Source organism: Spiroplasma endosymbiont of Apeira syringaria (assembly GCF_964020205.1).
Classification (GTDB): Bacteria; Bacillota_I; Bacilli_A; order Mycoplasmatales; family VBWQ01; genus Spiroplasma_E; species Spiroplasma_E ixodetis_A.
Genome location: NZ_OZ026543.1, coordinates 1,083,429 through 1,097,147, shown reverse-complemented (window position 1 = coordinate 1,097,147; position 13,719 = coordinate 1,083,429). Strand labels below are relative to the sequence as shown.

At 25.5% G+C, this 13,719-nt stretch carries 16 protein-coding genes and 2 pseudogenes; 11 read left to right on the top strand and 7 right to left on the bottom strand.

The genetic code is table 4. The features are described 5' to 3' along the window. Positions 1-47: 47 nt before the first annotated feature. Complete coding sequence (locus tag AACL02_RS06760) at positions 48-194, bottom strand: hypothetical protein (RefSeq protein WP_339040343.1); 147 nt, start codon at positions 192-194, stop codon at positions 48-50. On the opposite strand from AACL02_RS06760, the gene AACL02_RS06755 reads away from it, so the two are divergent. The 8 genes from AACL02_RS06755 (at position 140) to dnaB (ending at position 7,233) form a co-directional block, all read left to right on the top strand. Next, positions 140-961, top strand: coding sequence for an IS1595 family transposase (locus tag AACL02_RS06755; protein ID WP_339040341.1), 822 nt, complete (start codon positions 140-142; stop codon positions 959-961). The two genes, AACL02_RS06760 and AACL02_RS06755, sit on opposite strands and share 55 nt — an antisense overlap. Positions 962-1,133: 172 nt before the next feature. Beyond that, a complete protein-coding gene (locus AACL02_RS06750) occupies positions 1,134-1,733 on the top strand; it encodes a deoxynucleoside kinase (RefSeq protein WP_339040340.1) in 600 nt (199 codons plus the stop codon). Between the two features lie 191 nt (positions 1,734-1,924). Next, positions 1,925-2,452 carry a 30S ribosomal protein S6 gene (gene rpsF, locus AACL02_RS06745; protein ID WP_339040338.1) on the top strand — a complete coding sequence of 176 codons (528 nt, stop codon included), beginning with the start codon at positions 1,925-1,927 and terminating at the stop codon, positions 2,450-2,452. 30 nt (positions 2,453-2,482) lie between these two features. Then, positions 2,483-2,986: a single-stranded DNA-binding protein gene (locus AACL02_RS06740; RefSeq protein ID WP_281748838.1), complete on the top strand. Its 504-nt coding sequence runs from the start codon at positions 2,483-2,485 to the stop codon at positions 2,984-2,986. A 12-nt stretch (positions 2,987-2,998) separates the two neighbouring features. Then, entirely contained in the window at positions 2,999-3,229 is a 231-nt protein-coding gene (gene rpsR, locus AACL02_RS06735; RefSeq protein ID WP_174481285.1) for a 30S ribosomal protein S18, read from the top strand. 187 nt (positions 3,230-3,416) lie between these two features. Then, on the top strand, positions 3,417-5,414 hold the full coding sequence (locus AACL02_RS06730; RefSeq protein ID WP_252320081.1) for a DHH family phosphoesterase: 1,998 nt from the start codon (positions 3,417-3,419) through the stop codon (positions 5,412-5,414). Positions 5,415-5,446: 32 nt separating this feature from the next. Next, a complete protein-coding gene (gene rplI, locus AACL02_RS06725; protein WP_286641879.1) occupies positions 5,447-5,890 on the top strand; it encodes a 50S ribosomal protein L9 in 444 nt (147 codons plus the stop codon). Between the two features lie 2 nt (positions 5,891-5,892). After that, positions 5,893-7,233: a replicative DNA helicase gene (dnaB, locus tag AACL02_RS06720; RefSeq protein WP_339040335.1), complete on the top strand. Its 1,341-nt coding sequence runs from the start codon at positions 5,893-5,895 to the stop codon at positions 7,231-7,233. A 74-nt stretch (positions 7,234-7,307) separates the two neighbouring features. Here dnaB and AACL02_RS06715 read toward each other — a convergent pair whose 3' ends face one another. After that, positions 7,308-7,817, bottom strand: coding sequence for a hypothetical protein (locus AACL02_RS06715; protein ID WP_339040333.1), 510 nt, complete (start codon positions 7,815-7,817; stop codon positions 7,308-7,310). Then, positions 7,805-7,951 (bottom strand): hypothetical protein, encoded by a 147-nt coding sequence (locus AACL02_RS06710; protein ID WP_339040331.1) that lies wholly within the window; start codon positions 7,949-7,951, stop codon positions 7,805-7,807. Before AACL02_RS06710 ends, AACL02_RS06715 begins: the two co-directional genes overlap by 13 nt. Here AACL02_RS06710 and AACL02_RS06705 point away from each other — a divergent pair. Further along, positions 7,897-8,718, top strand: a complete 822-nt coding sequence (locus AACL02_RS06705; protein WP_339040329.1) for an IS1595 family transposase — start codon at positions 7,897-7,899, stop codon at positions 8,716-8,718. The genes AACL02_RS06710 and AACL02_RS06705 overlap by 55 nt on opposite strands. A gap of 434 nt (positions 8,719-9,152) precedes the next feature. Here the strand turns inward: AACL02_RS06705 and AACL02_RS06700 are convergent, their stop codons facing one another. Both AACL02_RS06700 and AACL02_RS06695 read right to left on the bottom strand, forming a co-directional pair. Next, on the bottom strand, positions 9,153-9,293 hold the full coding sequence (locus AACL02_RS06700) for a hypothetical protein (RefSeq protein ID WP_339040327.1): 141 nt from the start codon (positions 9,291-9,293) through the stop codon (positions 9,153-9,155). Positions 9,294-9,650: 357 nt separating this feature from the next. After that, positions 9,651-10,771: pseudogene (locus tag AACL02_RS06695) on the bottom strand (IS3 family transposase). A gap of 514 nt (positions 10,772-11,285) precedes the next feature. On the opposite strand from AACL02_RS06695, the gene AACL02_RS06690 reads away from it, so the two are divergent. Continuing rightward, positions 11,286-12,403, top strand: a protein-coding gene (locus tag AACL02_RS06690) for an IS3 family transposase (RefSeq protein ID WP_422397807.1) whose coding sequence is annotated in 2 segments (ribosomal slippage) — positions 11,286-11,556 and positions 11,556-12,403 — 1,119 coding nt in all. Because the reading frame shifts where the segments join, the coding sequence is not laid out codon by codon here. A gap of 21 nt (positions 12,404-12,424) precedes the next feature. After that, a pseudogene (locus AACL02_RS06685) lies at positions 12,425-12,854 on the top strand (transposase); the annotation flags it as partial. On the opposite strand, the gene AACL02_RS06675 reads toward AACL02_RS06685, so the two are convergent. Both AACL02_RS06675 and AACL02_RS06670 read right to left on the bottom strand, forming a co-directional pair. Then, entirely contained in the window at positions 12,841-13,107 is a 267-nt protein-coding gene (locus tag AACL02_RS06675) for a hypothetical protein (RefSeq protein WP_339040321.1), read from the bottom strand. The pseudogene AACL02_RS06685 and the gene AACL02_RS06675 sit on opposite strands and share 14 nt — an antisense overlap. Positions 13,108-13,205: 98 nt before the next feature. Beyond that, positions 13,206-13,718 (bottom strand): IS1595 family transposase, encoded by a 513-nt coding sequence (locus tag AACL02_RS06670; RefSeq protein WP_339043657.1) that lies wholly within the window; start codon positions 13,716-13,718, stop codon positions 13,206-13,208. Position 13,719 lies beyond the last annotated feature (1 nt).

Here is a 13,719-nt window from a genome sequence, read left to right as displayed (position 1 = left end):
AGAATCAAGAAAGTGTATTATCAATAATTTCAAAAATGTAATTGATATTACGTTAATCTTTGAAAATATAAGCAACGAGTTTTAGTAAAAGTAAAATTTAATTTCGGACTTCTCCCCACATTTACTTGTGGAGGGAATAATGAAACTGAATGAATTCAACAATGCTTTTCAAAATGAACAGCAATGTCTTGCATATATAGCAAATTTGAAAGAAAACAAATGTATTAGGTGTTTTAGTTTTAATTTGAATACTTCTGATTTAAAAAGAATGAGATGTTTAAAATGTAATCAAACATTTAGCATTCTCACAGGCACCATATTTTCAAGGTCACAAACATCTTTAACATCTTGGTTTTATCTTATCTTTAGATGAATAAACACCAAACATGGAATTCCATCAACAGATATTGCAAAAGAATTGGGAGTGACTTTGAAAACTGCTTGAAGAATGACTCATAAAATCAGAACACGTATTGCAAAACAAAAACCTCAATTTATTGTTGAAGGTACAGTGCAAATTGATGAAATGTATCTTTCACATATGGGTTTTAAAAAACAAGGAAGATCCTTGGTGAATAAAACCTTGATTGTTGGCATTTATCAAAAAACAACCAATAATTTAATTGTGAAAGTATTGAAAAACGCAAAGAGTAAAAATCTTTTGCAGTTTGCAAAAAACCACATTTCTTCAAAATGTCTTGTATATACTGATTCTTGAAAAGGATATTGCGATTTTAAATCAGTTTTCACTAAGCATGAAACAGTTAACCATCAAGATGGCTATGTTTCAAAAATTGGTGTAAATACCAACCAAATTGAATCAGTTTGAAAACATATAAGAAGAACATTTAAAACACATATCAAAGTTGCAAAACATCATGTTCATTTATATGCTAAAGAAGCTGCATATAAATTCAACAAGATACCTAGTTTTGAAACTGTAATTCTATGTTTGATTTAAAAATGTGGGGAGAAGTCCGTAGATAGGCTTTTCTCAGCATTTATGTGATAAAATTAAAATAGTACATAAAGGGAGAAAAGCCTTTAATTTATTAAATGTTTTTTTATTTGGAGGGAGAAAATTTATATATTAAGATAAATTAATTGTAATCATATATTATGGGAGGCAAAAAATGAAAATTGTATTATCTGGTGTAGTTGGTGTTGGTAAGAGCACTATTAGTAGAGAATTAGCAAAATTATTAAAATATAAAATTATGGACGAGCCAGTTACTAGTAATCCCTATTTAGATGATTTTTATAAAAATCCTTTAGAATATGCTTTTAAAATGCAAGTATTTATGCTGATGGCACGAAGTAAACAATTAAAAGAAGCACAAAATTTTAACAATGTTATTTTTGATCGTAGTATTTTAGAAGATCCTATTTTTGTTGAGGTATTAAAAGCTCAAAACAATATGAATGATAGAGATTATGAAGTGTATTTAAATTTTTATAATAATGTTATTATTTCATCACTTTATTTTGATCCACAAATTAAGCCCGATTTAATTGTCTATTTAAAAGCAAATCTTGAAAACACAATTGAACGCATAAACCTTCGTGGTCGTGAATCAGAAAAACATGTACCTCATGAATACTGAAGTTTATTAAATAAAAAATATGAACAGTGATATGAAAAAGAAAAAAATAACTTTAATTTTTTAGTAATTGACACTAATGATTTAACTCCTAAGCAAATAGTGCAAAAAATAATTGATTATATAAAATAAAATTTCTTATTGAAATCAAATTTTTATTTAGTCATTTTTTCTCATGTTATATTAATAATTATTGTTATTTTTCATTTACTTTAAAGGTAATTACGTTATAATATTGTATGAGTCAAATATTTAAAAATCAAACTTAATATATTTACTCCTTGCTCATCAGAGCCATATGCCCAAAAGGAGGTCTTCGAACATTGGAAGATTTAAAACAAAAGCATAATTATGAAATTATGTACATCGTTGATGATCAAAATCAAGAAAAAGAACAATTAATTAAAAAAGAATTTTGTGAAATTTTAACTAAAAATGCTGGAAAAATTACTAAAGAACAAGATTCTATTCGTCAATTTGCTTATCCTATTAACAAAAAAGTTAAGGGTCATTATTTTATTATTGAAGTGCTAACTTCACCAGAAAACATTGCTAACTTTAATCGTGTAGCTTTAAATAAACAAAGACAATTAGACGTAATGCGTTTTTTGGTTATTAATTTAGATAGTGAAAAAGTTAATAAGTTTAAACCAAAACGTCAAGTAGAATCTAGTTCTTTCTCTCGACCAACAAGACCAGGAAATCGTCCTTCTTATAATCGTGATGAAAATGGTGAAAGAAAACCAAGACCAATCGCTGGTACTGAATCATCTTATCGTACAAAAACTAATTACCAAAATTCAAAAACAAATACTAATAATAATGCATCGAATACTGAACAAAAAGATTAATAAAATCTAAGTTAAAAGTGAGGATAAAAAATGAATATTGTTACATTAATTGGTAGAATCACTCGTGATTTAAAGTTACATCAAACTTCAACAGGAAAACCTTTTACTTTTTTTACACTTGCAGTTAATAATATTCAAAATCAAGCTGATTATATTTCGTGTGTGGCTTGAAATAAAGTTGCTGAAAATATGACTAATTATTTAGTTAAAGGTTCTTTAATTTCAGTTTCAGGAAGACTGTCAGTAAGAAAATCAACCGATCAAAATGGAAAAGAACTATATATTACTGAAGTGGTTGCACAAACTGTTACTTTTTTAGATAATCGTAAAAAAGATAGTAGTGGTAATAATGCTAATATTAATTATTCAAAACCAAGAGATGAGAATAAAATTCATTTAGATGATGCTTTTAAAAGTCCTAATTATAGTACTGATATTGCCTTTACTAATACTAATCAGCTTCAAGAAAAAGAAGCGGCTATTCAAAATATAGAATTTGATGAAGAAGATATCATTTGAGATTTAAATAATTAAAGGAGGATAATTATGAACACTGGTAAACCAAGAAATTTTACAAGAAGAAAATCTTGTTTTATTACTAAAAATAATATTACTTATATTGATTATAAAGATATTGAATTACTAAGTAAATTTATGGGTAATAATAACAAAATTTTGCCAGCAAGAACAACAGGTACTAATCCAAAGTATCAACGTTTAATTGCTAAAAATATAAAACGTGCCCAAATCATGGGATTATTAAGATATTCAAGATAAAAAATTGAGTAAGTTTACAAATCTTACTCAATTTTTATTTATTTTTATCTTAAAAATATTTTATTTTAAATAATAGTTTAAAATTAAAATAAAAAGACCTTAATAGTATTATATTACATAAAAGATAATGGCTGTTTTTATTATTAGTGTTATAGTATAATTAATAATATTAGAAGGAAGTGACAAAGTGTTCAAATCGTTAAGAAATTATCATTTAATAATGATTGTTTGATTAGTAGTTGAAATTTTAATTGGCTTGACTTATTTTATTGTTAATATTGAGACAGCAGAACAAGTGGTCACTATTACTGTAATTTTAAGTTTAGTTTTAGGTAATTTTATTATTGTTTGTCTTTATATTTTTTTATTTAGTTTATGAATTCGTCATCGTTATATTAACACAGCCGAAATCATAAAATTAAATAATGCACAAGCTTTAACTTTTGGTAGTGTTGGTATGATTGTTTTGGATAGTGATTTATCAATTATGTGAGTAAGTGAATTTTTAGAAGATAAAGGTTTAGGTAGATTAATTGGAAAATCAATTGTTAAACTATCAAGAGATTTAGAACAATTAATTAGTAATAATATTACTCAAATTACACTTAAAATTGAAGATATGCTTTATGATGCTATTTATTTAGTACAAACTAGAACAATTTTGTTACAAGAAACAACTAAATATCATTTCTTATATAATAAATTACAGCAAGAAAAATTAGTTTTTGGTGTAATTAGTATTGATAATTTTTATAATTCTTTACAAAAATTAAGAGTTGAGAATCAAATTCGTGTTGAAGCATTTATTAAAACTGAATTAAATGATTTTGCTAATAATTATTCAGGTTTATTATTAGGTAATATTGAAGATGGTTACAATATTTTACTTTATCAAAATGAATTTAATAAAGCAAGAAATGATAACTTTCCACTTATTAAAAATATTCGAGAAGGTGTTAAAAAATTTAAAGCAGATATTACTTTATCTGCTGGTTTCTCTTATGGTAATGCTATTAGTAAAGATCTATATGATTTGGCTATTGAAAGTAAAGAGTTAGCAGTTTATCGTGGTGGTGATCAAGTAGTTATTCGTGAATTTGGTGGTAATACAGTTTTTATTGGAGGTACTATTGAAGCAAAACAATCAGAATCTAAAATTAATATTAGAATGTTTGCACAATCATTATATAATGAAATAAAATTAGCAGAAAACATTTTAGTTATGGGACATGCGGCTGCTGATTTTGATAGTATTTCTTCAGGAACAGCTATTATTGAAATTGCTAAAAGTTTAAATAAAAGTGCTCATTATGTTATTAATCAAAATGAAGTTGATGAAAAAACATTAAAAATTCTTCATGAACTTGTTCCTGAAAGTTATATTAGTCGTAATTTTATTACTGGTAAACAAGCACTTAAATTTCTTCATGCAAATACTTTATTAATTGTTGTTGATACTCATAATCCACAACGCGTTGATAGTCCTGATTTATTAAGTAAAGCTGTAAAAATTATTGTTATTGATCATCATCGTGTTTCTGATGAATCAATTAGTAGCACTATTACTTCTTATATTGATGCAGGAACTTCTTCAACAGCTGAAGCAATGACAGAAATTATTTATTATAATGATTTTAATAATATTGAATCAGAATTTTTATGAAATATAATGTTTGCAGGTATTTTAATTGATACTAATAATTTCCAAGTAAGAACAACAAGAAGAACTTTTGAAGCCTGTGGATTATTAACTGATTGAGGAGCTTCTCCTTCTAAAGTTAAAGGATTATTGAAAAATAGTTTAAATGAACTAATTGATAAATTTGCTTTAATTAGTCACGCCCAAGAAATTAAAAAAGGATTTTTAGTTGCTGTTGGTGATGAAAACTTAGAAGTACATACTTCATATTTAGCCCAAATTTCAGAAATGTTGTTAGACTTACGTGATTGTAAAGCATCATTTACTATTGCTTATGATCGTCAAGGACGTGCCTGTTTATCAGCACGAAGCAACGGTGAAATAAATGTTCAAATTATTTGTGAAAACTTAGGTGGTGGTGGTCACTTTAGTGCTGCTGCTGTCCAAAGTAGTAAATTGGGAATTAGAGCATTGTATGATGAATTGGTAAAACTAATTGAAAGTGGCGTATATCAAAGTGAGAGTGCTACTACTGAAAGGTATTAAAAATTATTAAAATAGAAAGTGAGATGTTTACAATGAAAGTTGTACTTTTAACGGATGTTAAAAATTATGGTAAAAAAGGTGAAGTTGTTAATGTTAGTGATGGTTATGGTAAAAATTATTTATTACCTAGAAAATTAGCTGTAATTGCTACATCAGAAGCATTAAAAATTAATCAAAAAGTAATTGAAAATAAAAAAATACAACGAGAAATGGAATTAGAAGATTTACAAAAAATTAAAGAACAATTAGCTTTAATTACTTTACAATTTAAATTAAAAAGTAATAATGGTAAAGTTTCTGGTGCTATTTCTTCAAAACAAATTTGTGAACAACTAGTGCAAAAATATAACATTAAAATTGATAAACATAAATTTGTTAAATTTAATCCTATTAATGAATTAGGTATAACTAACATTAATATTAAATTAGATGTTACAATTATTGCACAATTAAAGGTTGAAGTTTTAGGAGAATAATTATGTCTAACAATGGTCAATATATAAATAATGCAGAAGTTAATGTTTTAAGTGCGATGATTCAATCATCACCAGCATGTGAAAGTGCATTAAATTTATTGGCACCACATGACTTTACAATTAATTCTAATCAAATTATTTTTAAAACAATTACCAATATTTATAAAAATAATTCCGGTATTGATGTAACAACTATTGCCGAAGAATTAGTTAAGCAAAATAATTTGGATAAAATTGGTGGAATTGAATATTTATCTTCTTTAGTGGCTCAATATATTACTGATGCTAATTTAAAAGAACACATTGATATTTTGATTGAAAGAACTACTAAACGACAATTAGAAAATGCTTTAAAAAATATTGGTAAAGAGTTACAAAGTGAAAAGTCAATTAATGAAGTTTTAATTGCTGCTGAAGCTCAAATTGTACAAGTAAGTAGTGAACGTAATCATGAAGAGATGTTGCCAATTAGTGAACACATTGATGATGTGGTAACTAAAATTGAACAACTACAAAAATCAACAGTTAATATTACTGGTACAAGTTCAGGTATTAACAATTTGGATATGATTACTAGTGGTTTTCAACGAGGTGACTTAATTATTTTAGCAGCTAGACCTTCAATGGGTAAAACCGCCTTAGCACTTAATTTTGCTTTAAATGCTGCTAATGAACAAGATAATAAAAACGATGTTGTTGTTATTTTTTCATTAGAAATGCCAAAAGATCAATTAATTACAAGAATGATTTCTTGTCAAGGACATTTTGATGCTAATCGTTTACGTAATAAGTCTAAATTTACACAGGCTGATTGAAATCGTATTAGTGCTACTGCTGAGCAATTGAAACAAAAAAGAATTATTATTGATGATACACCTGGTTTAAGAGTTTTAGAGTTGCAAACTAAATTAAGAAAATTAAGTCGTGAAAATAGCATTAAGTTAGTAATTATTGATTATTTACAGTTATTAACTGGTAGAGATAGTGAATCACGTCAACAAGAAGTTTCAAATATTTCTCGTAGTTTAAAAATTTTGGCAAGAGAATTAAGAGTACCAATTGTTTGTTTATCACAATTATCAAGAATGGTGGAGAGACGTGAAGAAAAACGTCCTTTAATGTCTGATTTACGTGAGTCAGGGGCTATTGAACAAGATGCTGATGTCATTATGTTTTTATATCGTGATGATTATTATAAGGAAAAAAATAGCGAAGAAACAACAAGTTCACAAGAAAGTAATCTTGCTGAAATTCTTATTTCTAAACATCGAAACGGCCCGACAGGAAAAGTAGTAACTGTTTTTATTCCAAAATGAGGTAAGTTTGAAAATTATACAGGATAAAAATAATAAAAAACCTAAAATTAAATTTTAGGTTTTTTTGAAAGAAGTTAATAAATTAAATTAATTAGTTTTTATTATCCTTCTGGATTTAAACTTTTAAATAGTTTTCCTTTATTATCACTAATTTTAGTTCCAGCGTAAACAATACCATTGACATTTAATAAACTATGTACTTCACCACCACTGCTACTTCAACTAAAAATACCAATTGCTACTGTATAGACAACTTTAAATAATCTTCCTTTACCATCAGTAGTTCTTGTTCCAACAAAAATTGTATTATTATCATTAACTAGACTTAAAACTTCACCATTAGTATCTTTTCAGTTAGTTACTACTGTATTTTCACCATCTTCTTTAACTTTATATAAATATCCTTGACCATCACCAGTTTTAGTTCCGATATAAATATTTTCGTTTGTTGAAGTAGTTAAACTATAAATTTCACCATTATTTTCTTTTCAATTTGTTATTTCTTGAAAATTACTTGTTATATTACTTATACATGCAGTGACATTGCTTGTTGTTGCTGCTGTAAACCCTAAAACACCTACAATTGATAGTATACTTTTTAAATTTTTCATAAAATACCCCTTTTTCAAACTTTAACCCTTTTATAAAATAATTTCGGACTTCTCCCCACATGTACTTGTGGAGGGAATAATGAAACTGAATGAATTCAAAAATGCTTTTCAAACTGAACAGCAATGTCTTGCATATATAGCAAATTTGAAAGAAAACAAATGTATTAGGTGTTTTAGTTTTAATTTGAATACTTCTGATTTAAAAAGAATGAGATGTTTAAAATGTAATCAAACATTTAGCATTCTCACAGGCACCATATTTTCAAGGTCACAAACATCTTTAACATCTTGGTTTTATCTTATCTTTAGATGAATAAACACCAAACATGGAATTCCATCAACAGATATTGCAAAAGAATTGGGAGTGACTTTGAAAACTGCTTGAATAATGACTCATAAAATCAGAACACGTATTGCAAAACAAAAACCTCAATTTATTGTTGAAGGTACAGTGCAAATTGATGAAATGTATCTTTCACATATGGGTTTTAAAAAACAAGGAAGATCCTTGGTGAATAAAACCTTGATTGTTGGCATTTATCAAAAAACAACCAATAATTTAATTGTGAAAGTATTGAAAAACGCAAAGAGTAAAAATCTTTTGCAGTTTGCAAAAAACCACATTTCTTCAAAATGTCTTGTATATACTGATTCTTGAAAAGGATATTGCGATTTTAAATCAGTTTTCACTAAGCATGAAACAGTTAACCATCAAGATGGCTATGTTTCAAAAATTGGTGTAAATACCAACCAAATTGAATCAGTTTGAAAACATATAAGAAGAACATTTAAAACACATATCAAAGTTGCAAAACATCATGTTCATTTATATGCTAAAGAAGCTGCATATAAATTCAACAAGATACCTAGTTTTGAAACTGTAATTCTATGTTTGATTTAAAAATGTGGGGAGAAGTCCGTAGATAGGCTTTTCTCAGCATTTATGTGATAAAATTAAAATAGTACATAAAGGGAGAAAAGCCAATAATTTTACATTATTTCAAAAATAAAATAGTATTTATAATACTTTTTATTGTTATTTATGAAGTTAATGTAAGTATTTTAGAAAGATATTAAATTAGAAATCTATATTAAATTTTTTTGATTAATATATGAAGTATTTACAAAAGGTTCATTTAATAAATCATTAATTTCTTCGATATTTATGATTTTTTCTGTAGTTATTTCTTGAATTTTATTTCAACTTAAACTTAAAAAATTATTTATTTCAGTATCATTTAATTTTAAAATTTTGCTTATTATTTCCAAAATATTATTTGTTATTTTAACAGTTTTTTTAATTTTTTTATAATATAGTGAAACATCCGCCAGTAATTATAAGTTACTATAAAATTTATTTTCTTCTTTTTTTGAATTTATAATTTTTACTAAGAATTCTTTGATTTGATCATTTTTATATTGTTTTTCTAAAATTAATTTAACTTCTAAGTCACATTTTTCATCTTCATCATTCATTGTTATATTGTCCCTTTTTCATTATTATAATTAATAAATTTAGCTTAAATATGTACTATTTATTTGAAGTTTAAAGTGTGCTCCTTCTACAGCATTTTTTGATTCTTCTTTTAAATGAATAGATAAATATATATTGCCATTATTACTATGGCTTTTCTCCCTTTATGTACTATTTTAATTTTATCACATAAATGCTGAGAAAAGCCTATCTACGGACTTCTCCCCACATTTTTAAATCAAAAATAGAATTACAGTTTCAAAACTAGGTATCTTGTTGAATTTATATGCAGCTTCTTTAGCATATAAATGAACATGATGTTTTGCAACTTTGATATGGAATGGCAACCCTTTTTAGGACTATTTTTTGGTAGACATTTGTTTTTGATAATTAACTGGAGTTAAGTAGTTTAAAGTGCCGTGAATTCTTATGTTGTTATATCAATTGATGTAATCAAATAATTCTAATTTTAATTGGATTAATGATGTAAAATTTTTATCATTAATAAATTCGGTTTTGAAAGTTTTAAAGGTTGCTTCAGCAACAGCGTTATCATAAGGACAACCTTTTTTGCTTAAAGAGCGATTAATATTGAATGCTAGTAAAAGTTTATCAATAATTTTATTATTAAATTCATTACCGCGATCACTATGAAATATTTGAATATCTTTTAAACAGCGATTTGAGTGCATAAATGCTTGATATACTAATGATGCATCTTTTTTAGTACCTACACTATGTCCAATAATTTCGCGGTTAAATAGGTCAATTAATAAACAAATATAGTTTCACTTACCATTTACTTGAACATAAGTTAAATCACTAACAATAACTTCATTTTTAACTCTATTATTAAAGTTTCTATTAACAAGATTGGTTATTTAACTATCATTGACTTTATTATGATAATTTTTGAATGATAATTTAGTGTATTTTGATATTAAATTATGTTTATTCATAATTTCTTTAATTTTTCGTCTTGATAAATAAATTTCTTGGTTTTCTAGAATGACTTTTAATATTCTAGTACCATAAACTTCTTTATTTTTTTTAAAAGCACTAATAACAGCTTGTTCATAAATATTATTTTTGATTTTATTTTCTTTTTTCTTTAAATTAAAATAATATGTTGATTTAGAGATTTTTAAAAAATGACACATTGTGCGAATTTTATATTTAGATTTATTATTTGCAATAATCTCTACTTTCTGCCTATTATTAGTGCTGCTTGCTTTAAAATATCATTTTCCATTCTTAATTGTTTTAATTCTTTTCTTAATTTAATTAATTCATTTTCTTCAACAGAACGATTATCTTTAGTTTTAAAACTACCTGAATTAGTAAATTGCTTAATTCAATTGTAAGTAGCTGCTCTTGTAACATTATATTATTTAACAAGGCAAGATACTGATTTGCCACTTTGATATAAAGCTACTATTTGTTTTTTAAATTCATCGGTATATGAGTTAATATTGGCCATAATTATAGTTCCTTTCTTTGTTCACTTGTCTATGTAATTAGTGTCCAATAAAGTGTAACCCATCCACATGAATATTGATGGTATTGAAAAAACAATATGAGATGAAAATATTTTGTTTTATAGAATATTAAAGTGACTAATTCAATCAAAAGTAAAGTCATCTGTTTTATTTTATTTACAAGTATTAATTGAAAGAAATAAAAATAAAAATTTGGATAGCAAATCTTGATATGAACTTATTATTAGTGTATTAAATTATAAAACTAATGGCGAATCAAATAATATATCTGAATTATTATTAACAAATAATAAAAATGTAAATAATTTTATTATTTTTTTAGATTTTGCAATTTCTTTATTTCAATTAAAAGAACTTTTATGAGAAGAAGTTAAAACATTTACAAATTCCAGATTTGTAAAAAAAATTAGTAGTATAAATGATCCACTTTGGATGGGTTACACTTTATTGGACACTAATTACATAGACAAGTGAACAAAGAAAGGAACTATAATTATGGCCAATATTAACTCATATACCGATGAATTTAAAAAACAAATAGTAGCTTTATATCAAAGTGGCAAATCAGTATCTTGCCTTGTTAAAGAATATAATGTTACAAGAGCAGCTACTTACAATTGAATTAAGCAATTTACTAATTCAGGTAGTTTTAAAACTAAAGATAATCGTTCTGTTGAAGAAAATGAATTAATTAAATTAAGAAAAGAATTAAAACAATTAAGAATGGAAAATGATATTTTAAAGCAAGCAGCACTAATAATAGGCAGAAAGTAGAGATTATTGCAAATAATAAATCTAAATATAAAATTCGCACAATGTGTCATTTTTTAAAACTCTCTAAATCAACATATTATTTTAATTTAAAGAAAAAAAATAAAATTCAAAATAATATTTATGAACAAGCTGTTATTAGTGCTTTTAAAAAAAATAAAGAAGTTTATGGTACTAGAAGATTAAAAGTCATTCTAGAAAACCAAGAAATTTATTTATCAAGACGAAAAATTAAAGAAATTATGAATAAACATAATTTAATATCAAAATACACTAAATTATCATTCAAAAATTATCATAATAAAGTCAATGATAGTCAAATAACCAATCTTGTTAATAGAAACTTTAATAATAGAGTTAAAAATGAAGTTATTGTTAGTGATTTAACTTATGTTCAAGTAAATGGTAAGTGAAACTATATTTGTTTATTAATTGACCTATTTAACCGCGAAATAATTGGACATAGTGTAGGTACTAAAAAAGATGCATCATTAGTATATCAAGCATTTATGCACTCAAATCGCTGTTTAAAAGATATTCAAATATTTCATAGTGATCGCGGTAATGAATTTAATAATAAAATTATTGATAAACTTTTACTAGCATTCAATATTAATCGCTCTTTAAGCAAAAAAGGTTGTCCTTATGATAACGCTGTTGCTGAAGCAACCTTTAAAACTTTCAAAACCGAATTTATTAATGATAAAAATTTTACATCATTAATCCAATTAAAATTCGAATTATTTGATTACATCAATTGATATAACAACATAAGAATTCACGGCACTTTAAACTACTTAACTCCAGTTAATTATCAAAAACAAATGTCTACCAAAAAATAGTCCTAAAAAGGGTTGCCATTCCATAGTTTAAAATATGTTTCATACAAACATCGAAAAGGTCTAGTTGCAGATTTAAAACCAATTTATAGTGCATGTAGTGAAGAACAAGCAATGCAAGCTTTAGAATCGTTTGAAAGTAAATGAAATAAACAATATCCTCAAATTACTAAATCTTGATATAAAAATTGAGATAATTTAATGGTTTTTATTAGTTATCCAGTAGAAATCAAAAGAGTGATTTATACTACAAATGCTATTGAATCTGTTAATAGTCAATTACGAAAAATCATCAGAAATAAAAAAAGTTTTTCCTAATGATATGGCAGTTTTCAAAATATTTTACTTGGCAATTGAAAATATAACAAAAAAATGAACATTGCCTATTCAAAATTGAAATACAGCAATTGCTCATTTTATGATAAAATTTGAAGACAGAATTAATCTAAATTAGTAACTTTGTAAAACAAAGATACACAGATTATTAAAAAGCCTCGACCAGTTACTATAATTTCATCGTTTTTGTTTAATAAAATAAAGCGTCTATAAAATTTTGGGTTGTTAAAAATTAAAGTAACATAGTTTAATCCATTTCATTGACCTCTAACACTATAATATAATTCTTTATTACCTTTTTCGTAATATTTTGCTTCAATAGTATTACTTAGTTTTACTGTTAATTTGACATAATTTGCTTTATCTTTCATGTTTATAATTTCCTTAGGCTTTTCTCCCTTTATGTACTATTTTAATTTTATCACATAAATGCTGAGAAAAGCCTATCTACGGACTTCTCCCCACATTTTTAAATCAAACATAGAATTACAGTTTCAAAACTAGGTATCTTGTTGAATTTATATGCAGCCTCTTTAGCATATAAATGAACATGATGTTTTGCAACTTTGATATGTGTTTTAAATGTTCTTCTTATATGTTTTCAAACTGATTCAATTTGGTTGGTATTTACACCAATTTTTGAAACATAGCCATCTTGATGGTTAACTGTTTCATGCTTAGTGAAAACTGATTTAAAATCGCAATATCCTTTTCAAGAATCAGTATATACAAGACATTTTGAAGAAATGTGGTTTTTTGCAAACTGCAAAATATTTTTACTCTTTGCGTTTTTCAATACTTTCACAATTAAATTATTGGTTGTTTTTTGATAAATGCCAACAATCAAGGTTTTATTCACCAAGGATCTTCCTTGTTTTTTAAAACCCATATGTGAAAGATACATTTCATCAATTTGCACTGTACCTTCAACAATAAATTGAGGTTTTTGTTTTGCAATACGTGTTCTGATTTTATGAGTCATT